Source organism: Vibrio sp. 10N.222.52.B7, assembly GCF_041474275.1.
Lineage (GTDB): Bacteria > Pseudomonadota > Gammaproteobacteria > Enterobacterales > Vibrionaceae > Vibrio > Vibrio crassostreae_C.
Genome location: NZ_JBFRTU010000001.1, coordinates 138,716 through 161,903, shown reverse-complemented (window position 1 = coordinate 161,903; position 23,188 = coordinate 138,716). Strand labels below are relative to the sequence as shown.

Annotated in this window: 21 protein-coding genes; 16 read left to right on the top strand and 5 right to left on the bottom strand. The window is 43.9% G+C overall.

Annotated features, from left to right (window positions below; genetic code table 11):
- The first annotated feature begins 78 nt into the window (after window positions 1-78).
- The 13 genes from AB4512_RS00705 to AB4512_RS00645 all read left to right on the top strand — a co-directional run bounded on the left by AB4512_RS00705 (window position 79) and on the right by AB4512_RS00645 (window position 13,508).
- The gene (locus tag AB4512_RS00705; RefSeq protein WP_017062050.1) at window positions 79-1,092 is read left to right on the top strand and encodes a C4-dicarboxylate TRAP transporter substrate-binding protein; all 1,014 of its coding nucleotides are present in this window, start codon (window positions 79-81) and stop codon (window positions 1,090-1,092) included.
- 107 nt (window positions 1,093-1,199) lie between these two features.
- Window positions 1,200-1,664, top strand: a complete 465-nt coding sequence (locus tag AB4512_RS00700; protein ID WP_065585138.1) for a TRAP transporter small permease — start codon at window positions 1,200-1,202, stop codon at window positions 1,662-1,664.
- A gap of 9 nt (window positions 1,665-1,673) precedes the next feature.
- Entirely contained in the window at window positions 1,674-2,957 is a 1,284-nt protein-coding gene (locus AB4512_RS00695) for a TRAP transporter large permease (protein WP_372174146.1), read from the top strand.
- 35 nt (window positions 2,958-2,992) lie between these two features.
- Window positions 2,993-3,778: an HAD-IIB family hydrolase gene (locus AB4512_RS00690; RefSeq protein ID WP_372174144.1), complete on the top strand. Its 786-nt coding sequence runs from the start codon at window positions 2,993-2,995 to the stop codon at window positions 3,776-3,778.
- Between the two features lie 761 nt (window positions 3,779-4,539).
- Complete coding sequence (locus AB4512_RS00685; RefSeq protein ID WP_372156493.1) at window positions 4,540-5,523, top strand: hypothetical protein; 984 nt, start codon at window positions 4,540-4,542, stop codon at window positions 5,521-5,523.
- 50 nt (window positions 5,524-5,573) lie between these two features.
- On the top strand, window positions 5,574-6,557 hold the full coding sequence (locus AB4512_RS00680) for a hypothetical protein (protein ID WP_029236521.1): 984 nt from the start codon (window positions 5,574-5,576) through the stop codon (window positions 6,555-6,557).
- Window positions 6,558-6,572: 15 nt separating this feature from the next.
- The gene (locus AB4512_RS00675; protein WP_065675506.1) at window positions 6,573-7,184 is read left to right on the top strand and encodes a lipoprotein; all 612 of its coding nucleotides are present in this window, start codon (window positions 6,573-6,575) and stop codon (window positions 7,182-7,184) included.
- 84 nt (window positions 7,185-7,268) lie between these two features.
- Complete coding sequence (locus AB4512_RS00670) at window positions 7,269-8,762, top strand: transglycosylase SLT domain-containing protein (protein ID WP_017062043.1); 1,494 nt, start codon at window positions 7,269-7,271, stop codon at window positions 8,760-8,762.
- 78 nt (window positions 8,763-8,840) lie between these two features.
- Window positions 8,841-9,011 carry a hypothetical protein gene (locus AB4512_RS00665; protein WP_017062042.1) on the top strand — a complete coding sequence of 57 codons (171 nt, stop codon included), beginning with the start codon at window positions 8,841-8,843 and terminating at the stop codon, window positions 9,009-9,011.
- A gap of 2 nt (window positions 9,012-9,013) precedes the next feature.
- Entirely contained in the window at window positions 9,014-9,820 is an 807-nt protein-coding gene (locus AB4512_RS00660) for an ETEC_3214 domain-containing protein (RefSeq protein WP_017062041.1), read from the top strand.
- A 58-nt stretch (window positions 9,821-9,878) separates the two neighbouring features.
- A complete protein-coding gene (locus AB4512_RS00655) occupies window positions 9,879-10,856 on the top strand; it encodes a bifunctional oligoribonuclease/PAP phosphatase NrnA (protein ID WP_017062040.1) in 978 nt (325 codons plus the stop codon).
- Window positions 10,857-11,101: 245 nt separating this feature from the next.
- A complete protein-coding gene (locus AB4512_RS00650) occupies window positions 11,102-12,028 on the top strand; it encodes a LysR family transcriptional regulator (RefSeq protein WP_372174142.1) in 927 nt (308 codons plus the stop codon).
- 226 nt (window positions 12,029-12,254) lie between these two features.
- Window positions 12,255-13,508, top strand: coding sequence for a D-amino acid dehydrogenase (locus AB4512_RS00645; protein ID WP_372174140.1), 1,254 nt, complete (start codon window positions 12,255-12,257; stop codon window positions 13,506-13,508).
- Between the two features lie 75 nt (window positions 13,509-13,583).
- Here the strand turns inward: AB4512_RS00645 and AB4512_RS00640 are convergent, their stop codons facing one another.
- The 4 genes from AB4512_RS00640 to AB4512_RS00625 form a co-directional block, all read right to left on the bottom strand.
- On the bottom strand, window positions 13,584-14,321 hold the full coding sequence (locus tag AB4512_RS00640; RefSeq protein ID WP_371724955.1) for a dienelactone hydrolase family protein: 738 nt from the start codon (window positions 14,319-14,321) through the stop codon (window positions 13,584-13,586).
- 222 nt (window positions 14,322-14,543) lie between these two features.
- Window positions 14,544-15,479 carry a pyridoxal-phosphate dependent enzyme gene (locus AB4512_RS00635; protein ID WP_136973591.1) on the bottom strand — a complete coding sequence of 312 codons (936 nt, stop codon included), beginning with the start codon at window positions 15,477-15,479 and terminating at the stop codon, window positions 14,544-14,546.
- A 127-nt stretch (window positions 15,480-15,606) separates the two neighbouring features.
- Entirely contained in the window at window positions 15,607-16,905 is a 1,299-nt protein-coding gene (locus AB4512_RS00630) for a sensor histidine kinase (RefSeq protein ID WP_372147908.1), read from the bottom strand.
- On the bottom strand, window positions 16,902-17,579 hold the full coding sequence (locus AB4512_RS00625; protein WP_017062034.1) for a response regulator transcription factor: 678 nt from the start codon (window positions 17,577-17,579) through the stop codon (window positions 16,902-16,904). The genes AB4512_RS00630 and AB4512_RS00625 overlap by 4 nt, the downstream gene beginning before the upstream one ends.
- A 125-nt stretch (window positions 17,580-17,704) precedes the next feature.
- Here AB4512_RS00625 and AB4512_RS00620 point away from each other — a divergent pair, with 125 nt between their 5' ends.
- The 3 genes from AB4512_RS00620 to AB4512_RS00610 are packed head-to-tail and all read left to right on the top strand — an operon-like array spanning window position 17,705 to window position 20,641.
- Window positions 17,705-18,724, top strand: coding sequence for a glycosyltransferase (locus tag AB4512_RS00620; RefSeq protein WP_372174138.1), 1,020 nt, complete (start codon window positions 17,705-17,707; stop codon window positions 18,722-18,724).
- The gene (locus AB4512_RS00615) at window positions 18,721-20,190 is read left to right on the top strand and encodes an ArnT family glycosyltransferase (RefSeq protein ID WP_372174137.1); all 1,470 of its coding nucleotides are present in this window, start codon (window positions 18,721-18,723) and stop codon (window positions 20,188-20,190) included. The genes AB4512_RS00620 and AB4512_RS00615 overlap by 4 nt, the downstream gene beginning before the upstream one ends.
- The gene (locus tag AB4512_RS00610; protein ID WP_372097804.1) at window positions 20,177-20,641 is read left to right on the top strand and encodes a GtrA family protein; all 465 of its coding nucleotides are present in this window, start codon (window positions 20,177-20,179) and stop codon (window positions 20,639-20,641) included. The genes AB4512_RS00615 and AB4512_RS00610 overlap by 14 nt, the downstream gene beginning before the upstream one ends.
- 85 nt (window positions 20,642-20,726) lie before the next feature.
- Here the strand turns inward: AB4512_RS00610 and AB4512_RS00605 are convergent, their stop codons facing one another.
- Window positions 20,727-23,117: a YgiQ family radical SAM protein gene (locus AB4512_RS00605; protein WP_372174135.1), complete on the bottom strand. Its 2,391-nt coding sequence runs from the start codon at window positions 23,115-23,117 to the stop codon at window positions 20,727-20,729.
- Between the last annotated feature and the right edge of the window lie 71 nt (window positions 23,118-23,188).

Below are 23,188 nucleotides of genomic sequence, written 5' to 3'. Positions count from 1 at the left end.
ATTCACTCACATACTCTACGAAAACTTAATAACCCCCTCTATATTTAGAAAACGATAGCCACATAAAGGTGATAAAAAATGAAAAAGCTATTAGGTACAGTAATTATGGCGGCAACGCTGCTTGTTGGTTGTGGTGAAGCTGACAAGGCTGGTTCTGAAGCTAAAGACGAGCCGATCAATATCAACATGAGCCTTGTGTTCACTCAAAATGAGCTGCTTACACAAGAGCTAATCAAAGCGACCGACAAAATTCGAGAAAGAACCGATGGCTCGGTAAACATTAAAGTTTTCCCTGGTGGCCAATTGCCTGTTTACAAAGATAACTTGGAACAAGTGGTTAACGGTGCCAACTGGATTGCCGTAGAGGATTTGACTTATCTAGGTGATTACGTGCCTGACTTTGCTGCACTTGCAGGTCCAATGCTGTACAACACCTACAATGAATACTTAGCGATGATGGACACTGATTTCGTCGCTGGCCTTAAGACTAAAGCGGAAGAGAAAGGCATCAAAGTACTGAATGCAGACTACATGTTTGGATTCCGCCACATGATCACCAATAAAGAGATCGTTAACTCTGATGACATGAAAGGCATGCGTATTCGTGTTCCACAAAGTCAGCTGTTCATTAGCACACTTTCAGCAATGGGCGCAGCTCCAGCTTCTCTTCCATTCCCTGAGACCTATGCAGGTGTTCAACAAGGCGTTGTTGACGGTCTTGAAGGTTCTATCCTGACAATGTACTCAACCAAGATCTACGAAGTGGCTAAGAACATGTCTTTGACTAAGCACTTCCTTGGCACAGTGGGTATCTACATTTCACCAACGCTTTGGGACAAATTTACGCCAGAGCAACAACAGATCATCAACGAAGAGCTAGAGGCTGGCGCTGAATCTAACACTGCTGAGCTAGTTAAATTGGATGTTGAATACACTCAGAAACTTGAAGAGCTAGGCGTTACCTTCAATGAAGTGAATTCTGAAGAGTTCAACCAGTTGACGGCAGATGTGTACAACCAGTTCCCAAGCTGGAGTGAAGGTATACACGCGACGATCATGAAAGAGCTAGAAACGATCCGAGCTGCACAGTAATCCTGCATACGTCAATTAATTAGTTAATGATTACGGCCTAACTATTCTTAGGCCGTTTTATTCCTGAAATACCCACGTTGTATTCGGTATTTCGCTGGAGAAGTCTTTTGTTTTTATTGAAAAATATTGAAGAAATCCTCGCTTCTATCGCTATATCGATCACCGTTTTGGTTGTTATCGTTAACGTCGTCCTGCGTTATGGATTTGGCTTTGTTGTCCCGTGGAGCGAAGAGTTGTCGGTTATTTGCTTCATTTGGGCTGTCTACTTAGGGATTAGCTCCTGTTACAAACACAAGCTTCACATGGGTGTGGACGTGGTGGTTGCCATGTTGCCAGAAAAAGCAAAAATCCCATTTAGGCTATGTGTTTCCGTTTTCCTACTGGCTCTGAACCTCTTAATGGCAGTTCTGAGTTATCAATATCTCATGTTATCTAACAAGGTAACGCCAGTCATGGGCGTATCATATTTTGTTATCAATGGCGTGTTGTTGCTTTGTTTCTCATTGATGGCGATCCACACCGTTCGATTTATCGCGAGCGATGTCGCTTCTCTAAAGCGCTCTTCTAAGTAGGTACGATTTATGGAAAGCTATCTTCCAATCCTTATTCTGTTCGTTCTATTTCTATTGAATATCCCCATCGCGTTTTCTCTGATCGCATCAGCGATGGTTTACTTTCTTTTTATCAATGACTCCATTCCGGTGAGCTTGGTGATGCAGCGCTTTATTAGCTCTGCTGAGTCTTTTCCGTTGTTGGCTATTCCGTTCTTTATCATGGTGGGCTCGGTGATGAACTATGCGGGGATCAGTAAGAGCTTGCTTGCCTTTGCCGACTCAATGATTGGCCATAAAACTGGTGGTCTTGCTCAAGTGAATGTCGCACTGAGTACACTGATGGGCGGTATCTCTGGTTCTGCAAATGCGGATGCGGTGATGCAGTCGAAGATTCTTGCTCCTGAGATGACCAAGCGTGGTTATGACTTGCCATTCACGGCCGCTGTGACCGCTGCGTCATCAAGTATCAGTCCAGTGATTCCACCGGGTATTAACTTAATCATTTTTGCGTTGTTAGCGAACGTGTCGGTTCATCAAATGTTTATTGCGGGCTACGTCCCTGCATTTTTGATGGCGTTGTCGCTGATGGTCACTATTGCGTTTATCGCGCGTAAACGTCGTTACAAACCTTCTCGTTCGGAGCCTGCGTCTGCCAAAGAGCGTTTTCATTACTTCCTAAAAGCGATTCCGGCACTGCTGATCCCGTTCGGTATTATTCTGGGCATGCGCTTTGGTTTGTTTACTCCGACAGAAGCTGGGGCTATCGCCGTATTGCTTTGTGCGATTATTGGCATTTTCGTTTATCGTCAACTGGGCTTACGTCATATCCCGCTCATCATGCGTGAAACAGTGCAAGGCACCAGTAGTGTCATGTTCATCATTATCGGTGCCATGGTCTTTGGTTACTACATGACGCTAGAACAGATCCCACACAATGTTGCGTCTGCTTTGATTGAACTTACCGACAACAAGTTAGTCTTGCTGTTGTTGATTAACGTACTGCTGTTAGTGGTAGGTATGTTCATCGAAGGCGGCGCTGCAATGATCATACTCACGCCATTGCTGCTGCCTGCTGTGCTTAACCTAGGCGTTAACCCGGTTCACTTCGGCATCATCGTGATAGTGAATATCATGATTGGTGGTGTGACTCCGCCATTTGGCTCGATGATGTTTACGGTTTGCTCGATTTTAAAAGTTCGTATGGTCGACTTCGTGAAAGAAGTGGCTCCTTTGTTGCTAGCACTACTCACGGTTCTGATGTTGCTGACTTTCTCTGAAAGCTTGGTGATGTTTTTGCCGAATTTGCTTTAACACTGTTTAGTGATTGATTATTTAGAGGTGTAGAAATGAATTCGGTATCGAATGAATTGAACCAAAATTGGAAAAAGATAGATTGGGTGTTAACCGATGTGGATGACACCTTAACGTGGCAAGGTCAATTGCCACCTGAAACCTTGATCGCGTTAAGCAAACTGCGTGATTCAGGGAAAAAAGTGGTTGCGGTAACGGGCGCTTGTGCAGGTTGGTGTGATCACATTGCTCAGTTGTGGCCTGTTGATGCGGTTCTCGGCGAGAACGGCGCGTTCATTATGGAAAAGAAAAACGGTTATCTGACATTGCGCTCTGATATCCCTTTGCCAGAAGTCAGTGCCAATCAGAGTAAGCTGAAAGAACAAGTATTGGCTATTTTGGGCGATTACCCAGAGCTCAGTTTAACGCTGGATCAGTCTTACCGCCTGTGTGAGGTGGCAATCGATATCGGTCAAAACCGTCCTAAAGTCGACGATGCCATTATCGAAGAGATAGTCTCTAAGATTCACGCGTTAGGTGCACATGCGACAGCAAGCTCAATTCACATCAATGCTTGGTATGGTGAGCACTCTAAAAAAGCGACATCGACCGCTTTTCTCAAAGATAAGGGGTTATCTGATCAAGAGATAGTCGAGCGTAGTTGCTATGTCGGTGACTCGATGAATGACCAATACATGTTTGAAATTTTGCCTAACAGTGTCGGTGTGGCAAATATCCAGCATTACTGGGCGCGACTTGAGCATCATCCATCAGTGGTGATGAGCAAGCCCGGCGGGTACGGTTTCTCAGAGTTTGTCGATAAGTTACTCGCGCTAAAATAGTCAGAAAGACATGCTCAAACCCTTCATAGATAAAAGTGAAACTACCCTTAAGGTGGTATCTGTACTTTCTGTCTATGAAGGTTATTTTTAATAAGGATTCATTGTCTGTTGGTGTTTTATTTGGTTTCTTGGTTCGATTTAAATAGAAACTAAAAATAATTTATCTTCCCACAAGATCTACTTCCCATCTTTATTTATCCGCTAATGGCCTATATTTCTGATATCCATTTAATTAGACCTTATTTTCATTTTTATCAGTATTGGCATGAGAAATAGACAGCTCATTTCTGTAAATCCCGCGCGATAGTGATTTATTAACATTGTTGTGATTAACGGAATTTAATTTTTTCGAGTGTCTGTCTGGTATCTTTATTTAGGGTAGAGACTAAAATCTGCTGTTAATATCAAATTTGTCATTGAGATCAGTATCTCACTTTTATTGAATGAATATCACTTTTTTAATCAAAGTTATGTGTATTTTTTGAACCGAAATTCGGTTTTTTTAAGACTTTGTTCACGTTTTTATCAATGGAAAATAAAGAGTTATTGTGTAATTTATAATTTACATAAATTGCCTAAAAATCAAGGATTTGTATTGTCTTTTTTGTTAATTAACGGAGGTTTTGTATAAATTTGATGCGTGAGATCAATGGAAATTTATATATTTAACTCAGAAATGAATCAAACTATAAATTTGGTCGTTTGAATGTTTAATTTTGAGGATATAAGATTGCGACAAACTTTTTCGATGTTGGTTCCAAATGTCTTCAAATAAAAAAATAGTTCGCTTTTTCATAGCGCTATTCGCGTTGCTTGTTCTTTCTGGCTGTCAATCTACAAAACCTGAATGGTATCTAAAGCCTAAAGTAGACAGTGACGAGTACATTTATGCAGTTTCTCAAGCGCTAACTCTGTCTCATGCTAAAAAAATTGCTGTAAACAACATCAACGAAAAGTTATGGACTCAAGTCGAGTCGTCTTTTTACATGAGAGACACCGTTCGAGAAACCAATGGTAAGGGTTTTTCAAATAGTCTAGTTGATAACAAAGTTAATACTAAGACTGAATCCTTGACCTTAAATGGTATCGAATATGTACAAATGGAAGAGAATGATCTTGGTGCGTTTGTCGAAGTAAGAGTGAAAAAGTCACTCGTGACTCAACAGTTGATTCGCGAAATAAAAGATCTAAACCGTAAATCTCAAATCGAACTTGATGCGCTTTCTCACGAAGATAAATTACTTTGGTGGTTAGACAATCGCAGTGTTTATCAAACTGAACACGATGCTTCTGTGCGTATCGCAATGCTTTCATCTCTGAAGCCTAGTTATAAAGCTGACATCAGCGCAATCGAACTGCTGACTATTACACACCAAAAACTAAGCAGCCAAATTAACATCCGTCTCTCTTCAGATAGAGAGTCAAGAAAAGCAATTGAACTGCTGGGGAACCAGTTATCAGAGTTCAATATCGCGACCTCAACTTCAAAGAACAAAAACCAAACTCATGTGTTGAAAGTGGATTCTGAGCGTCGAAGAAACAAAGTCGGAGACGCGTATATTTCAACCTTGGTCTCTAATGTTAAAATTGTAAATAACAAATCTAAAACAGTGTCTCGTAGTGAAATCATCTCTACAGGAAACTCTGTAACTAGCTACAAATATGCCGACGAAGGGGCTGCTCGCCACTTTGATGAGCAAATAAAAGAGAAAGGGATTTGGACTGCGCTGGGCTTAATTAAATAGCGAACCTCTAGTCCTAGAAAAATAAAATAAACATATTCGGGAGAGAATATATGTTAAAGAAAACGTTAATGGCTAGTGCGGTACTTACTATCTTGACTGGTTGTTCGAGTACGCCTGTAGAGGTTTGCACACCTGATACTCGCGTCGAAATTGAGCAAGCTGACGTAACTATCCCATCAACAGAAGACGTTAAAGTTATCGTACTTTCGCCAGATATTTCTTTTCAAGATGAAGCGCGAACAAAGCTGATTTCTTCAATGCGAAATGAGCTTGAAAGTCAGATTTCCAGCTCCGGTGCAGAATTGGTCGATCGTACTTTAGCTAATAAGCTTAAGAAAGAGCTAATGTTCGCCGAGCAAAGTGGCCGATACAACACCAAAGGAGCGTCGGTAGCAGATATTGCAATCATTACTGAAATAACGGCATCAGACCTTACTTACAAGTACAAAGAAGCTCGTAAGAAAACTAAGGATGATGGTGAAGTGAAATATTACCCAGCTGAATGTAGATTCGAGGTTGATGTTAAAGCAGTCACGAAAGTGGTTTCAGTCCCAAGTATGACATTGCTTAAACGCTTTGAAATGGAAGGTGATGAGCAAATTACAGTAGAAGAGCGCAGTTCTGATTGTCCAATCACAATTGGACAATATCAAAGCCTAGCTAGCAAAGCGGCTATGGAAGCGGTTGAACATACCTATGACTTAAAGCAAATGTTGGCAGCAAGTGCTCATGTATCCGAGCTTCGTCAGTGCCAACACGGCAGCATGGTGAAGTTAAATATGGGTAAGAATAAAAAGGTCACACCAGGGGCTGAGGTATTGTTTTCAAAAGCAATGAAGTCAATGGAAGGCGATACGGAAATATTCCCTATTGGTACCGGCCATGTTGTAAACAATGAACACAACGCAGTGACACCAAATTATTCTTGGGTGTCGATTGACGAAGAAACAGCTCTTAAAGTTCAAAAAGGCTCTTTAGGCAAAATGGTGCCAGAAGGCTGTCACTGGGCAGATATAGAATGCACGCTTAAATAGTCAGGTAATTAAAAAATGAAAAAACTACTTATTGCAACTTCACTAGTAGCAGTTCTAGCTGGCTGTCAGAGCAACAACGCGACGGTTAAGGAAGCGCAAAACTTCGCTCCATGTACTTTCCCAGATGCACCTACCGTATCTGCGCCGGGTTGGATTTGTGATGTGATACCAAGCGATATCGCTGCAGCGGCAAAAGGCTACTCCAAGAAGAGTGCAGCTGGTATGAGCGTTATGCGAAAAGTTGCAGTCAATGATGCTCGTGTAAACCTTGCAGCTGAGTTTGAAACTGACGTGAGCAACCTATTCCAAGCGGCTACTGAAGGTGTGACTTCTACATCGGCAGCAGAGGGTGTAACGCTAGTGACTGAAGATGTTCAAGAGACATTCGAGAACATCACTAAGACAGTCGTGAATAAAACGCTTACTAGCAGCCGCATTATCGTAAGCCAAGCAAGCCCAACGGGCGGCTTGTACGTTCTAGTCGGTATGGACCAAGCTGCATACGATGCGAATATGAACAAAGTAATTGATGAAGTTGGTGGTGAAGATTCTGCTTTGTGGGATCAATTCAACAATGAGAAAGCGGCAGCAGACCTTGCGGCGGCGTTCGATGCATTGAAAAAATAACCGCGAACGGAACCGCGATTAGTATTAGTGAAAAAGGCCGCCATTTGAGTGGCCTTTTGTCTCTATACACTCTGGGAGTGAACTATGTACAAAATGATCAATAAGACCGTGTTAGCTGTAGTTATTTCGGCAGCTATTAGTTCTCAGGCATTTGCTGTGTCAGAAGAACAAAAGCAGCAGCTAAACAATGCTGTTGCCAAAGCAAGCCAGTCTCAAGAAGACAAAGTCAAAGAGTTTCATGCTTACGTTAATGCTTATTTGGATGAGTACGAAGCTTGGCGTGATGAATATACTAACAACCTCGATGAGCGCAGAACCGATCTAATCAAGACATGGGGCGAGGGTGAGGTTTCATCTCAAACCAAGCAGGTGGATTACTCTCAAGACGATCAGGTGAAAACTTCAGTCGATTACGAAACCAATACTGCAACAGTATCTGTATTGGTGGATGAAGATAGCAGCCCAGAAGAGATCAAAGCGCTTGTTAAAAACATTCCGGTTGAGGTTGCTGGTCAAAACGTTGAGCTAGCGGAGCTAAAAGCAGAAGACCACGCGGTGCTTTACTCTTTGGAGAAAGAGCAAGAAGAGAAAAACTTCGTTATCCAGCAGACGCAAAGCCAGATGAATGAGTTGGATGTGCAAGCCGAGCGATTGATTTTATCTGATACTGGTATTCCAGACTCTTTCATTTACCAGCGTGCTCATAACAAGAAAATGGCACTACTGGCAAAAGCTCAGGAACGTATTGCGGCGCAAACCAAGCTGTATGACGAAATGCGTGCCAAACATGGTATTGAGGTTAAACGACCAGAGCCAGAAGTTGAGATCGTAAAGCCAGCTGAAAAGGTTGAAGTATCAAAAGAGGTTGCCAAGCTAGAGCCCGCGCCAACAAAAAAGCAGCCGCCAAAAGTTGTGGAAAAAGTCGTCGAAAAAGCGCCACAGCCACAAGTGGTAAAGCCTAAGCCAGCCGTTGACGTTGCGGCGGCCCCGGCTAAGCCGAAAAAAGTGATCAGTTACAAAGTTAAGCTTCCTGAGAACAGCTTAAAAGCGCGCGCGAGCAAGTACAGTGCGTTGGCTGAAAACGAGAGTAAAAACTGGGAAGTTGATGCTGCACTGATTATGGCAATCATGCACTCGGAATCGGCGTTCCGTCCGGATGCGAAATCACACGTGCCTGCGTTTGGTTTGATGCAAGTGGTACCAACCAGTGCGGGTCATGACGTTAACAAACAAGTCCGTAATATCGACGCGCCAATGAAAGTGGCGGATCTGTATCAACCAGTTATCAACGTAGAAACAGGTACGGCCTATTTAGACATCCTAAACAGTAAGTATCTTCGCAAGATAAAGAATGACGAAAGCCGTTTGTACTGTGTCATTGCCGCCTATAACACTGGTGCGGGTAATGTGGCTAGAGCGTTCAATAAAGATCGCTCCACCAGTATTGGCAAAGCATCGAAGATTATCAACCAGCTGACGCCTCAACAAGTCTATGATCAGCTAGTGGTTAATCTGCCGTACGACGAAACCAAAAATTACTTGAAGAAAGTAAACAGTCGTATCGCTTTGTATAAGTAATAAATTAGTTAAGCAAAACAAACAAGTACATGTCATTGGCATGTACTTGGATTACCAGTTAATGAATTGAGAGTAGCAATGTTTAAAATTTTCGCTTTAGTATTTATCGGTATCGGCATTTATCTTGGTCTTAATTACAGCGATGAAATTGAAAGCACCATGGACACGGATGCTTTTGAGCGAGTTCAAGAGAAGGCTGAAGATGGTACAGATGCGCTAATGGATAAAATCGACGAGATCAAAGGTTAAAAATGTCTGAAGAGCAAAACAAGGATATTCAAAAAGATATACAGGAAGAGTTACAAGAACTTCAAGACACTCAAGAGTCTCTGTTGGAAGAGCAGAAGAAGGGCGGTATGGCACGCACTATCGGCTTAGTGTCGGTTATTTCCATTGCTTTGGGCGGCTTTAATGACAGCTTTGACGCGCTAGAAAAGATGTTCGATTTTGGTCTTTCTCAAATGACAGACATTCCATCGCATAGAAAGTTGGACAAAATCTATATTCGTTCATCTGCCGAAACCTTAGACCAAACATTTGGTGCGCCTGTTTATATTAAGCGCGCTACAACGGATGATGTGATTAAGTACTACCAGGACGACAACTTCATCCTTTCTGCGATTACTCGAGATAATGCGATCGTCGCTTATCTGGTCTTCCCAAATGAAGACTTTGCTCCAGAAACATTCGAGCATGCAGGTGGTTCTGAGTTTTTTGCACAGACGTTTAGTTCTATTGAAAGTGTCAATGAGATCCGTGCATCGTTTGCAAGAACAGGTAACTACTACATTGAAGAGAATAATGGTGGCGAATTTGGCTACTTGTACTCATCAATCAGTGGTGCGAGTGAGTTTATTTCGCCGATGTCACAAGAGAACAGGAAGTTGCTTTCGGAAGTGGTAGACGCTTTAACAATGGACGAGAACGTTGTAGAAAGCGTACAGTCTTTACGTTTGAATGCGAAACCTAATTTCTATGGTTACAGTACGTTAGGTGTGGGGGCTTTAGAAGAAGCTATTTTGTCTAACACCGAATATCGTTTAATTCATAAGAGTTAACCATTAACACATCAGTTCTAGCTTATGATCAAGCTAGAACTTTATTAGCAGTGGGATTATGGCAAATTTAAAGTTCGAAAGCTTTCTAGAACGGCTTAAGGGTGATGACAGAATCATTATTCAAGCTCATGACTTCCCTGACCATGATGCGATTTCTTCCGCATACGCTTTAGCATACTTATTAAAAAGCAAAGGGTTGCGCCCATATATTACGTTTCATGGTTATATAGATCGAGTGTCACTCAGGAACTTAATAGATTGGTTAGATATTCCAATCTATCAGCCAAAAGATTTGAAACTACAACCGGATGACAAGGTTATTGTTGTTGATGGCTGTATTGGTGAGAAAAATGTCATCGATTTTCCGGGGCTTGAGGTCGGAGTGATCGACCACCATCAAGTGAAAGCACCTGATTTTGTATGGTATTCCGATATACGTTCAAACTATGGTTCAACAGCAACCATAATGGTTGAGTATTATCGTTATTTTTCTCTGCAGATGCCCCAAAATATTGCGACAGCACTATTGGTTGGTCTGAGTTTTGATACCGCAAACTTTACCCGAGGGGTAGGGACTGCAGATCTAAAAGCATTGTTGTATCTTCAAGCGAAGGCCAATAATGATATGGTTAACAAAATTTGTCGTAATCAAGTAGAGTTCCATGAATTAAAACTTTTCTATTCCATGCTCGATAGCTTACGTCGTGAAAAAAACGCAGCATTTGCTGTGCTTCCTGAAGGTTGCCCTAAAAATATGCTTGGCGTGTTAGGTGATTTCTTGCTGAGTGTTGATGAGCTCGATATTGTTGTTCTCACTGCTAGAAATAGAGAGAAGACCTTTATCTCTCTCCGTTCAGAGTGTTCAAAAAACAATGTCGCGAAGATAGTTAGAAGGGCCCTTAATGAAAAAGGGATTGGTTTTGGCGGCGGGCACCCTCATATGGCTGGCGGCATTATCAACAAACAGTTTGAATTCAGCAGTGAACTTGCTTGTGTTTATGACTTGATTCGACCGAACCTTTTACTTGATGCCTAAGTCCATCAGTGAAAATGATTGTTGCTCTACAAGAAGTAACAACTCAAAGGCGATGACGAAAGTTGTCGCCTTTGTATTATCGACAGCAAGCTAAAACACGTATATCAGCCTTTGATGTAGTGCCTTGAAGTGACTCGGTGCACAAGTTAGTAAGAGCAATTACGATCTTGATAAATTGGGATATATGTTCGCAGCAAATTTGTGAGACGCTTGATCAAGTGTCAGTTGAATCACAAGGAAGTTGAATGCACCACTTTAATATCCGCGCGCTGGAATACCTTAATGCTTTATCGAAATATGGGTCGTTACGTAAGGCATCTAAGATGATGAATGTTGACCCTGCCGCGATGAGCAGAATGCTGACACAGTTAGAAGCGCAAGCGGAAATGAAAGTATGGGAGCGCAACAACCGCCAATCACTGTTAACCGAAGCAGGTAATGAACTGTTGAATTACTACCGTTCCATAGTTCGTAGTGAAACGGCGGTACTGGCTCGTCTAACTAAGTTGAAAAACCTCAAGGGCGGTAACGTTAGCATTGCGATTGGGGAAGGTTTTATCACTAACTTGGTTTCTAAACCGATGCAAACCTTCATGGCTCGATACCCTGATATCAATTTATCGATTGAAATTGCAGGTGCATTGGATGCCGTGAAAATGTTAGAAGATCAACAGATAGATTTCGCGATCACCTATGCGTCTGCACCTCATCCTAAACTGCATTCACACGTCGAGCGTAGTCATCCTCTAGAGCTTATCGCGCCAAAAGGGCACGTACTAACGACCCAAGAAGCACCAGTGACACTGCAAGATGTTAGAGAGGCCTCTGTTGCTTTGATCGACAACTCGACAGGTATGGGGAGGTTAGTAAAGCAGGCTGAACAAAACTCTCATCTCACTTTGCAACCTAAGCTTCAAACTAACTCGGTTACCGCGCTAACTAACTTCGTTTCGGCAGGCCTAGGCGTGACCTTTATGCCCAAACTCACGGTGCTTGATGAGATAAAGTCAGGGCAGATTGAAGTGGTTGCGACCGAGTTGGAGATGCTATCGAAGGCGACGGTTAAGGTTCAATCTTTGAAAGGCCGTGCACTAACGCTACAAGCCGAAACCTTGTTGGATTTCTTACTCGAGAACGCCACTTTCTTAAGCCATGACGCTTACAATATCTAGGCTTAGTTGATTTACTTAGCGACTCCTACCTAAGCTTTCAAATACCGCCAATATCACACTTCCAAACTGACGAATTCGTTTTTAAGTCGAATTGATGTTTTGTCAATGCTACCTCTATTGTTAAGTCAACACATGCGGAATAAGTTACAAATTATTAACGAAACGAGTTTTAGACTGACAGCTGTGTTCGACAGGTTTTGGCTTTGTCGGGCATTAGGGGAAGAGAATGGAAGTTATTGTAATTGGCAGCGGTGTTATTGGGTTGACCAGCGCTTGGTACCTTGCGAAGGAAGGACACTCGGTCACAGTGATTGATCGTCAAGATAGCAGTGGTAAAGAAACCAGCTTTGCGAATGCTGGGCAAATTTCTTACGGTTATTCATCACCATGGGCGGCACCGGGCATCCCTTTGAAAGCGATGAAATGGCTTACCCAAGAACATGCGCCACTTAAAGTGAAGCCTTCTCTTTCTCCAGAGTTAATGTCTTGGGCGACTAAGATGCTCGCCAACTGTAATGAAGCCAAGTACGCACAGAATAAATCGCGGATGTTACGAGTCGCTAACTACAGCCGAGATTGCCTGACTCATATAAGAATCAGTGAAGATTTGGCTTATGAGGGCCGGCAGAAAGGCACCTTGCAAGTATTCAGAAGCGAAAAACAATTGGACGCTATTCAGCAGGATATGAAGCTATTAACAGAGAGTGGAATCGAACACTCGCTGTTTGATGTTGAACAGTGTCTGTCAGTGGAGTCTGGTTTAGCAGACGTTAAAGACAAGCTGGTGGGCGGCCTGTATTTACCACACGATGAAACCGGTGATTGTCATCAGTTCTGTTTAGCGCTGACTGAGAAGGCCAAGCAACTTGGTGTTAGGTTCGTGTTTGATACTGAAGTGGTAAGTTTGAATCATCAGAACCAAACCATAAAGAGCATTACGACAACTCAAGGTGAATTCAAAGCGGACGCTTATGTGGTAGCTTCGGGAAGCTACTCTCGTGAGCTGCTCAAGCAAGTGGATTTATCAATCCCGGTTTATCCAGTCAAAGGGTATTCGTTAACACTACCGATCGTGAATGCAGATAAGTCACCAACCTCGACTGTGATGGATGAAACCTACAAGGTAGCGATGACGCGATTTGATGACCGTATTCGTATCGCGGGTACGGCCGAGCTTGCGGGTTTTAATTACCTGATTCCAGAAAAACGCAAAGCCACGATTGATATGGTGATTAAAGATCTTTTCCCACAAGCGGGGGACTTTTCTAAAGCCGAATACTGGACTGGGTTAAGACCAATGACGCCAGATGGCACGCCTATCATAGGAAAGACGCCTATCAAGAACCTATTTACAAATACTGGACATGGGACATTAGGTTGGACAATGGCATGTGGCTCAGGAAAGATCTTGGCAAGCGTGGTCAGTGGCTCAGCTAGTGATATTAAAACTGATGACTTAAGTATCCACCGCTATTTGTAGCGAGATGATGCAGTGATAATTAAACAACCCCATTCTTAAGTTTTCGAATGGGGTTGTGGGTTCTGAGGGAGAAGATTATCTGGTCGTGGTTTCTAGCACATGGGTAAATCTATCCCAAGATTTTTGGTCAGCTTCATGTTGATAGTTATTCGATCCGAATACTGTGAAGGCGTGTGGCGCACCACTATAAGTGATCATCTCATGCGGAACTTTGGTTGATTCAAGTTGAGCGGCGAGGCTTCCAAAGTCGTGCATTGAAATCATGGCATCAGCCGTGCCGTGGAACACGACTACGGGAGCTTTAGTCTGCGAGTAGTCTTGACCTTTTGGTGTTGATAAACCGCCATGGAAGGTGACATAAGCCTTCGAAGGAATGCCCGCACGAGCGGCTTCCAATACAGCGGCTCCGCCGAAACAGTATCCCATCATTACGTTGTTATCTAAGTTGCCGCCAAGTCTTTTCGCTTCCATGGCACCAGCGTTGAGCAACGTACGCATTTTTTCTCTGTCTTTATACAGCTCGCCTGTATGTTGCTTTTTATCTTTCACTTCCGTAGGGCGAATGCCTTTACCAAATAGGTCGATGGCGAACACGTTGTAACCGAGTTCGTTGAGCATCTCAGAACGTTTCTTTTCGTAATCGGTTAAGCCATCCCAATCGTGTATTAGCAGTACCAAAGGCGCTTGGTCACTGGCTTCACTCCAATAACCTTCGTAATCCATCCCATCGACTTGGTAAGTGACGTTTTCTCCTGATATCGCAGAGAAGGGCAGTAAAACTGAAAACAGGCCGAGCGTAGTGAGTTTTCGCATGCGTAATTCCTTTCGATGACAATTGACGTTCCAATCGAAAGTATAGATAACGCGATGATTCTCGCCAGATTTCTGTCTCTAACTTGAAATGTCTGGCAGGGATAGCAGGTGGCTATTACTGATAAACAGCCATCGAAAGGGAGTGCGATGGCTGTTCATGATGCGCTGAGAAATTCTCAGTTCGCAGAAACGCGGGGCATTAGAGTAGAAAAGAACGGATTACTACCAAGTAGCGTTATCAGCGGTGTGGCTACTTCGAAGTTCTGGGTACTTACGTTGATAGCGCGGCAACATCGACTCATTACCTAAGATGCCACCTTGATGGATATAGATGACGGTTTTGGTTGGGTTCTCTTCTTGCCATTGCTCTAAGCATTGCCACATCAATGGGTCGTAGAGCAGGTCGAATTCAATATCAGTTTGTTCTTGTAGATCCAACCAAGTTTGATAGTCCTGCTGGTACAACTTACCAAAGTGGTGTTTGGCTTTAAGCGGTAATATCTGCGGGTGATCGGTTTCGCCAAGCTCGTTGAACTGTTGCGTTAGGTAATCACTGCCGCCAACACATGCACAGGTTAATACCGGGATGTTGTGTAGTTTTAAATGCTTATGTAGATACAGAGCCGTGCTGCCTGTGCCTGCTGGCAGTGCCACAACAAAATCGTATTGGTTTTCAAAGCGAGTCCAGCTGAGTATTTCCATCGCCAGTTGTTTTACGCCATATTCAGAAAGCTGAGAGCGTCCACCTTCTGGTAACACAATGCATTGTGAGTCAGGTTGTCTTACTTGCTCAATATACTCTTGTGGATGAAGCTCAGAGCCAGTTTCTTTGACTGAAATAACCTCAGCCCCGAGATCGATAGCGCCACGGTAGTTGCCGAGTGGGCGTTCTTGTAGCCATCGAGGTAGGTGATCAACGTAAAACTCAAGCGTCCAACCTTTGATTTTTGCAAGTGCGGCTAGCGAGAACAATGAGTTGGCTTGAGCGGAACCATAGCTTATTAGGGTGGTAGTGCTTGGGTGCTCGTCTTCCAGTAGCTTCATGAACTTTCTGGCTTTGTTGCCGCAAAAGTGGGAATGAAGCTGATCGTCACGCTTTAAGAAAAAGGTGTGGTCGTTGTATTGATGTTGAGTTACAGGGCTATTATTTAGTTTCATCGCACTTAGACAAAATGCTGACTCAAGAGCCAGCATTTTTAAATCAAATAGGACGGACGAGTATCTAGTAGCCTGCAAGTGCTGTAAACCAACTAAATCAAGTTTTCGTTCGATATTGAGCCTCGAACTATGAATTCATTTGCTCTGAGATTGATGCGGATATATCGGTTTGAAAGGTGATTTTAGCGGTACATCCACCACAGCTGCGATTGACCAATTCAAAGCCCCACTGGAAGCGTTGACACAAGTCCTCGACAATCAATAAACCTAATCCATGACCATTCGGATTGTATTGTTCCTGAAGGCCTTCACCTTGGTCTTCAATCACAATACTCTGTTCGGACAGGGTAACCGTGACAGTGCCACTATTGGTCGCTGCAATGGCATTCCTCAATAAATTGCCGACCAACATATTCATGATCGCGCTGGTGGCTTGAATGGTCGGCTCTGATTGAATGTGTAAGGATATCTCGACTTGCTTCTCATCCGCCTGTAATGAATTCTTGGAAACGATAGCTTCTAACTCTTGCTGACTAAACAAGCGCAGCGGTGCATCGTCACTGTTTCTTTCATAACGAACTAAACCAAGCAGTGCATCGACCATTTCAGACATTTGAACAATGGCTTCATCAATACGTTCAACCTGACGAGATTGAAATTCGGTTGTTTCGCTTCTCAGTAACAGTTTGTTGGCACCACGAGCAACAGTCAACGGAGTTCTTAGTTCATGACTTGAGTAGCGTGCGAAAGCTTGCTCGCGTTTTACTAGAGAATTGATTTCTCTTCTGTATTGATTGAGTTGATCCGTCAACTGACGAAACTCCACCGCCGCATCGTCATTCACTCCAAATTCTTCGTTTAGATTGAGCTTATTGGATTCAAGCTGTTCAGACAGGGAGTTGAAGGGCTCAATCAGCCGTTTAGACAACCGATAGAGCAGAGCTCCGAAGCTGAATATTAGAATAGAGAGAAGGGCTAATACAAATGTGGTGGCATAAACGAGCTCAAAGACACTAAGCTCGACACGGTCTATTTCAGAAAGCAGAACAATAGGGTGAGTTCTACCTTCATGAGTATACTCGCCTACATAGACCATGCGAGATTCTGGATCTTCACCGACCTCACCAATGAAATTTTCTTTGCCTTCAATATACTTTAAATACTTTTTCGGTAGATAGGAAAGATCGTTGTAAGCGATAGTCAGGTCATCAATACGAAGCTCTCCACTTTCACCTGACTGGAATAACCCGACTGCATAGTTGCGGTCAATTAGGATGCGTCTTTCACCCACGCGGTCTTCCGACAAGTACAGGGCTGTGATAAATACCACATAGACAAATGCCGACACAATTACGGCCATTAACCCAAAGAAAACCGCTAAGCGGCCCGTTAGGGTTTTTGTGCTTGTAAGAACATTTGAAATCAATTCGATGGCTCCAATCGGAAGCCAACTTTAGGCACCGTAATTAACATCTGAGTGTCGAAAGGCTTGTCGAGTTGATTACGTAACTGATAAATGTGACTGCGCAACACATCATTGTTGGGTTCGTTTTCTTCCCATAACTTGTAGGAAATAGCTTCACGAGTGACTACTTCAGGTGCGCTTTGGCACAGCATCTCAAGTATGGTGTAAGTGGTTGGGTTGAGTGCGAGCAGCTTATCTTGGCGGTAAGCTTTACGGGTTTTTTGGTCGATGGTGAGTTCATCGAACTGAAGTTTTGAAGAGGCGACTTTTCCGCGGTAACGACGGACTAACGCGTTCATTCTTGCTTCTAGAATATCCAAATCAAATGGCTTGGTGAGGTAATCATCGGCACCGTGTTCAAAGCCTTTCAGCATATCTTCTCGGCTATCTAACGCAGTCAGCATCAAAATAGGTGTCGCGTTACCTTGGTCTCGCAGTTTATTACAAACCGTTAGGCCGTCCATTCTCGGTAACATTAGATCCAATATGATGATATCAAATGAGTTTTCCAACGCGAGTTGTAGGCCAAGTTCACCGTTGTCTGCGTAATCGAGTTCCATGCCAATACACTCAAAATAATCAAACAAGACACCTGCAATTTCACGGTTATCTTCGACTAATAGAACTCGTTTCATTTTGATTCTCATACAGAAATAGACAGTAACATTATCCTGAGTGAGCGTGAAAAATATGTCAATAACATAACTTTCACTTATGGGAGGGTAGGTTGGCTTCAGATTAAAAAATAGAAGAACGTATTATGTCTGAACTTCATATTAGCCGACCTAAAGTCTCCACATCACGGATCAATCCCGCCGTTTCACTATCGATCATTGTGCCGTTTTACGATGAACAAGAGGTGTTAGAAGAGTTTCATTCTCGCTTAACCAAGGTACTGGATAGCTTACCCATCACCAGTGAAATTGTTTATGTCGATGATGGCAGCAAAGACAACAGCTTGGATTTGGTGAGTTCATTCACTTCAATCAATAGCTCAATTTCTGTGATCGGTTTAAGCCGTAACTTTGGTAAAGAATCAGCGATGAGTGCTGGCCTCGAACACTGCCGAGGACAAGCTGTGATCTTGCTCGATGCCGATCTACAAGACCCACCCGAGCTGATTCCTCAAATGATTGCCAAATGGCGCGAAGGTTATGACGTCGTCAATATGCAGCGTAGCCAACGTGATGGTGAAACGTGGTTTAAGAAGTTTTCAGCAGCAAGCTTTTACAAAGTCATGAACGTGGCAGCGAAGATCGATGTTCCAGAAAATGTCGGTGATTTCCGACTGTTAAGCCGAGTGGTTGTCGACCATATCAACCAACTGCCTGAACGTAATCGCTACATGAAAGGTATTTTCTCATGGCCGGGTTTTAGGCAAGCAACGATTCAGTTTAAGCGCGATGCTCGCTTCTGTGGCGAGACGAAATGGAACTACCTGAAACTCATCGGATTGGCGATGGATGGCATCACATCATTTTCTATCCGCCCACTGCGTATTGCGACGGCCGTTGGTGGATTAGTGGCGCTTACCGCTTTTGTGTATGGCGTCTTCATCGTGTTCAAAACCATGATGTTTGGTGAGCCTATCACGGGCTACCCATCCATGATGGTTGTACAACTTGCCCTCGGCGGCATTCAACTTCTGAGTATTGGTTTAATGGGGGAATACATAGGTCGTATTTTTATCGAAACCAAGAATCGCCCTTTGTATCTGATCCAGTCTGTGGTTGATACACCCGCGTTAAAAACACATTTTAAATTAGAGGAGTCAGCATGAGCCTGAACAGAACGCACCTATGGTATTTGTTGGCTTTTGCATTGGTTTTAAGGCTTTTATCTTTGGCAACCTACCCATTAATGGACACCACCGAAGCACGCTACGGTGAAATGGCTCGTCTAATGGTGGAAACGGGTAATTGGCTAACGCCGCAGTTTGATTATGGCATTCCTTTCTGGGGTAAGCCGCCGCTGTTTACATGGATGAGTGCTGCCGGTATTGAGTTGTTCGGCCTAAGTGAATTTGCTGTTCGAGCTCCTCATTGGTTAGCGGGTGTAGTAACAATTTTGCTGACGGCTTACATGGCGAAGCGAACAGGACAAAGCGCTTTAGTTGCAGCCGTTGTATTGGCGACATGTGGTATTTTTTCTATCGCTGCGGGTGCTGTGATGACAGACATTGCGTTAACCTTAGCGATGACTATTGCCATGCTAGGCTTCTACCTGTGTTGGAAGGGGGAAGGGAGTGCGAAGACTAATAGATACTGGGGTTACGTTGGCTTTATTGGTTTGGCATTAGGCTTACTTGCAAAAGGGCCAGTAGCGATTGTCATCATGGGTATCGCAGTATTCCCTTGGTTGGTCTTACAACACGGTTTCTTTGGCGCTTTTAAAGCGCTTTGGCAACGTTTCCCATTGTTGTCTGGTTTAGGTGTGATGTTAGCGATCGCTTTGCCTTGGTACATCATGGCAGAGATGGCGACACCGGGTTTCATTGATTACTTTATTGTTGGCGAACATTTTAAGCGTTTTGTTGTGAGTGGCTGGGAGGGGGATCTTTATGGATCTGCTCATGATGAAACACGAGGCATGATCTGGGTATTCTGGATTCAAGCCGCTGCGCCTTGGTCGATTGTATTACCGATATTGGCATTTGCTCGACGCAAGAGAATTGCAGAAATTAACGTTGAGAATAGCGGACTGTTTTCATTCCTTGTGTGTTGGTTGATTTCACCTTTGATTCTTTTCACTATGGCGGGCAATATTCTTCCTGCTTACGTGTTACCAGGTATTCCTGCTCTTGGTTTGTTGGTTGCTATACTCGTAGTGGAAAAAGATAAGAAGTGGTTCTCCAGCGTGGCCTTAGTTCTGCCAGTGTTGCTGATGATTGCGATGGTTTACCTAAACCTAGGTAAGGCGAACGAGAAGAGTGACCGTATCATCTTTGAACAGATTACGGATTCTGCGCCAAGCTTCTATGTGGGTAAGCGACCATTCTCAGGCCAATTTTATAGCCATGGGCAAGCAAAGAAACTGCTCGATATCGAGCAACTAGATGGCATCGACAAGTTCTACTTGATTGGTAAAAGAGCAGAAGTAGAAACCAAGATTAAAGACAACGCGTTAACTTGTATTTTGGAACCAACGGTGAAAATAAAGCGTGCTTTGTTTAGCTGTCATAGCCAAAACATCAAACCAAATTTGTCGTTGAGCCACATTCGAAGTGATGGCGATGTTCAATTTTAACTCGTCATCGAGACTGTTTAGCCACAAGTTCGACGCGCTAAACAAAAAACTACAACCTCACCATAAGATGATTAAATTCGCTATGGTGGGGGCGGGTGGCTTTGTTGTCGATTGTGCCGTGTTTGCATTGCTGCATTACGTTATTGGGCTGCCGTTAATGAGTGCTCGAATTGGCTCTTTCATCGTTGCAGCAACGACAACCTGGTTTGGAAATCGAGTGTTGACCTTTGAATTCAAAGGGCAGGGGAATTGGTCCGAAAAGCTGATTCAATGGCAAAAGTTCATGTTCTCTGCATCAATATCGGCGATACCTAATTTGCTGTGCTTTAAGTTGATGACTGAATTGCTGCCTGCATTTACTGGGGCAGTGTTTATCGCAATGGCGGTTGGCATCTTGGTGGGCATGGTCAGTAACTATTTGCTTAGTCAGTATTGGGTGTTTGCTCGTTAGGCTATCTTGTAACAGACACAAAAAAGCGCAGCTAAATAGCTGCGCTTTGTGTTTTTACGATAGCGAAGTCAATCGGTTCGCGATATTAGCGTTGTGCTGCGCGCTGGCGGTTCTTGCCGTTACTTGCAGGTTTGCCACCTTGACCATTGCCCGCTTTGTTACGGTTTGGTTTGCCATTTCCGCCGCCATTACCTTGTGATTGCTGACCACCAGGACCTTTCTTAATGAAGCCAGTCGCTGGTTTACGAGCATTGCCATTACCGCCACCTTGGTTAGCATTACCTTGGCTACCGTTGCCGTTACCAGTCGGCTTCTTGCCACCCGGTTTCTTACCAGAGTGGTTACGTGGGCTTTCGCCACCAAGACCTGGCTGAGATTTACTGTGCTTAGTCGCAAAGCGTTGTGAACCGTGACGACCAGACTTACGACGTTGTGCCGGTGTTTGTGCATCAAAGTCTTCTGCTGGTACTAGGCAGTTTGCTTTGTCACCAATTAGGTGCTGTTTACCCATGCTGATCAGTGCTTCACGGATGATTTTCCAGTTTTCAGGATCGTGGTAACGAAGCAGTGCTTTATGCAGACGACGTTGACGATCACCTTTCGGCACAGGAACATCTTCACGCTTCTTATATTTCACGCGTTTCAGAGGGTTAGTCTCTGAGTAGTACATCGACGTTGCATTACACATTGGCGATGGGTAGAAGTTCTGTACTTGGTCACACTCGTAGTTGTGCTTTTTCAGCCACATTGCAAGGTTAAGCATGTCTTCATCTTCTGTGCCCGGGTGAGCAGAGATAAAGTAAGGAATTAAGTACTGTTTCTTACCGGCTTCAGCGCTGTACTTCTCGAACATCTCTTTGAAACGATCGTAAGTGCCCATGCCCGGCTTCATCATCAGATCCAGTGGGCCTTTTTCAGTATGCTCTGGAGCAATCTTCAAGTAACCACCAACGTGGTGAGTCACAAGCTCACGAACGTATTCTGGAGATTCAATCGCTAAGTCGTAACGTACACCAGAAGCGATCATGATCTTCTTAACACCCGGTACTTTTCTCGCAGAGCGGTACAGGTCGATAGTGTGTTGATGGTCTGTGTTTAGCTTTTCACAGATTTTCGGGAACACACATGATGGACGACGACAGTTAATTTCAGCTTTTGGATCTGAACAACCTAAACGGTACATGTTCGCCGTTGGGCCGCCCAAGTCAGAAATAGTACCTGTGAAGCCCGGTACTTTATCTTTAATGTCTTCGATCTCATCCAAGATAGATTCTTTCGAACGGTTCTGAATGATGCGACCTTCGTGCTCTGTGATTGAACAGAAAGAACAACCACCAAAACAACCACGCATGATGTTAACTGAGGTTTTGATCATGTCGTATGCTGGGATTTTCGCTTTGCCGTACATCGGGTGCGGAACACGCTTGTACGCAAGGCCAAACACGTAGTCCATCTCTTCTGTGGTCAATGGAATAGGCGCTTGGTTAATCCAAAGCTCGCGATCACCGTGACGTTGAATCAGAGCACGACCTGAGTACGGGTTTGTCTCAAGGTGCAGAATACGACTAGCGTGAGCGTAAAGAATACGGTCATTGTTTAGCTTTTCGTAACCTGGGATACGAACCGCTGTAGTTTTTGCATCGTGACGAGAAGGGCGAATAGTAATAGGTTGCGCTTTTACTTCTTCTTTTTCGTCTTTCTTGGTATCACACTGAGTTTCAACTTCGTACGGGTTAACCGGAACATACGCTTTGTTCGGCTTTTCGATACGAGAAGAGTCAATGATCTTGAAGCCTTCAGGGGCCGCAGGAAGATTGATAGCAGTACCGCGGATATTGGTCAGCGTAGACATGTCTTCACCATCGGCAATGCGGTGTGCTACTTCAACCAGTGCACGCTCAGCGTTACCAAAAAGAAGAATGTCAGCTTTTGCATCAAACAATACAGAGCGGCGAACTTTATCTGACCAGTAGTCGTAGTGAGCTACACGACGTAAGCTCGCTTCAATACCACCAAGCACGATTGGCGTGCTTTTGTAAGCTTCACGACAACGTTGAGAATAAACCAGAGTTGCACGATCAGGACGCTTGCCACCTTCATTGTTCGGAGTATAAGCATCATCGTGACGTAATTTGCGATCAGAGGTGTAGCGGTTGATCATGGAGTCCATGTTACCCGCTGTGATGCCGAAGAATAGGTTAGGTTTACCTAGCTTCATGAAGGCATCTTTATTGTCCCACTTTGGTTGAGCAATAATGCCCACGCGGAAACCTTGAGCTTCAAGCAGACGGCCGATGATAGCCATACCAAAGCTCGGGTGATCGACATAAGCGTCACCAGTTACAATAATAATGTCACAGCTATCCCATCCAAGAGCATCCATCTCCTTTCTACTGGTAGGCAAAAAGGGTGCAGTTCCGTAGCACTCGGCCCAGTATTTTTTGTGTTCGTGAATAGGAGTGATATCGCTGTACATATTTCAACCTCTGATTTTTGAGGCGGGAATTATAGCGGCATGAGCCTAGACTAGCCAGTAGAACATGCCCC

Bases quoted from the DNA above. Each gene is read 5' to 3' on its own strand.
- AB4512_RS00705 (WP_017062050.1), top strand. From the start codon at position 79: ATGAAAAAGCTATTAGGTACAGTAATTATGGCGGCAACGCTGCTTGTT.
- AB4512_RS00695 (WP_372174146.1), top strand. From the start codon at position 1,674: ATGGAAAGCTATCTTCCAATCCTTATTCTGTTCGTTCTATTTCTATTG.
- AB4512_RS00690 (WP_372174144.1), top strand. From the start codon at position 2,993: ATGAATTCGGTATCGAATGAATTGAACCAAAATTGGAAAAAGATAGAT.
- AB4512_RS00685 (WP_372156493.1), top strand. From the start codon at position 4,540: ATGTCTTCAAATAAAAAAATAGTTCGCTTTTTCATAGCGCTATTCGCG.
- AB4512_RS00680 (WP_029236521.1), top strand. From the start codon at position 5,574: ATGTTAAAGAAAACGTTAATGGCTAGTGCGGTACTTACTATCTTGACT.
- AB4512_RS00675 (WP_065675506.1), top strand. From the start codon at position 6,573: ATGAAAAAACTACTTATTGCAACTTCACTAGTAGCAGTTCTAGCTGGC.
- AB4512_RS00670 (WP_017062043.1), top strand. From the start codon at position 7,269: ATGTACAAAATGATCAATAAGACCGTGTTAGCTGTAGTTATTTCGGCA.
- AB4512_RS00665 (WP_017062042.1), top strand. From the start codon at position 8,841: ATGTTTAAAATTTTCGCTTTAGTATTTATCGGTATCGGCATTTATCTT.
- AB4512_RS00660 (WP_017062041.1), top strand. From the start codon at position 9,014: ATGTCTGAAGAGCAAAACAAGGATATTCAAAAAGATATACAGGAAGAG.
- AB4512_RS00655 (WP_017062040.1), top strand. From the start codon at position 9,879: ATGGCAAATTTAAAGTTCGAAAGCTTTCTAGAACGGCTTAAGGGTGAT.
- AB4512_RS00650 (WP_372174142.1), top strand. From the start codon at position 11,102: ATGCACCACTTTAATATCCGCGCGCTGGAATACCTTAATGCTTTATCG.
- AB4512_RS00645 (WP_372174140.1), top strand. From the start codon at position 12,255: ATGGAAGTTATTGTAATTGGCAGCGGTGTTATTGGGTTGACCAGCGCT.
- AB4512_RS00640 (WP_371724955.1), bottom strand. From the start codon at position 14,321: ATGCGAAAACTCACTACGCTCGGCCTGTTTTCAGTTTTACTGCCCTTC.
- AB4512_RS00635 (WP_136973591.1), bottom strand. From the start codon at position 15,479: ATGAAACTAAATAATAGCCCTGTAACTCAACATCAATACAACGACCAC.
- AB4512_RS00625 (WP_017062034.1), bottom strand. From the start codon at position 17,579: ATGAAACGAGTTCTATTAGTCGAAGATAACCGTGAAATTGCAGGTGTC.
- AB4512_RS00620 (WP_372174138.1), top strand. From the start codon at position 17,705: ATGTCTGAACTTCATATTAGCCGACCTAAAGTCTCCACATCACGGATC.
- AB4512_RS00615 (WP_372174137.1), top strand. From the start codon at position 18,721: ATGAGCCTGAACAGAACGCACCTATGGTATTTGTTGGCTTTTGCATTG.
- AB4512_RS00610 (WP_372097804.1), top strand. From the start codon at position 20,177: ATGTTCAATTTTAACTCGTCATCGAGACTGTTTAGCCACAAGTTCGAC.
- AB4512_RS00605 (WP_372174135.1), bottom strand. From the start codon at position 23,117: ATGTACAGCGATATCACTCCTATTCACGAACACAAAAAATACTGGGCC.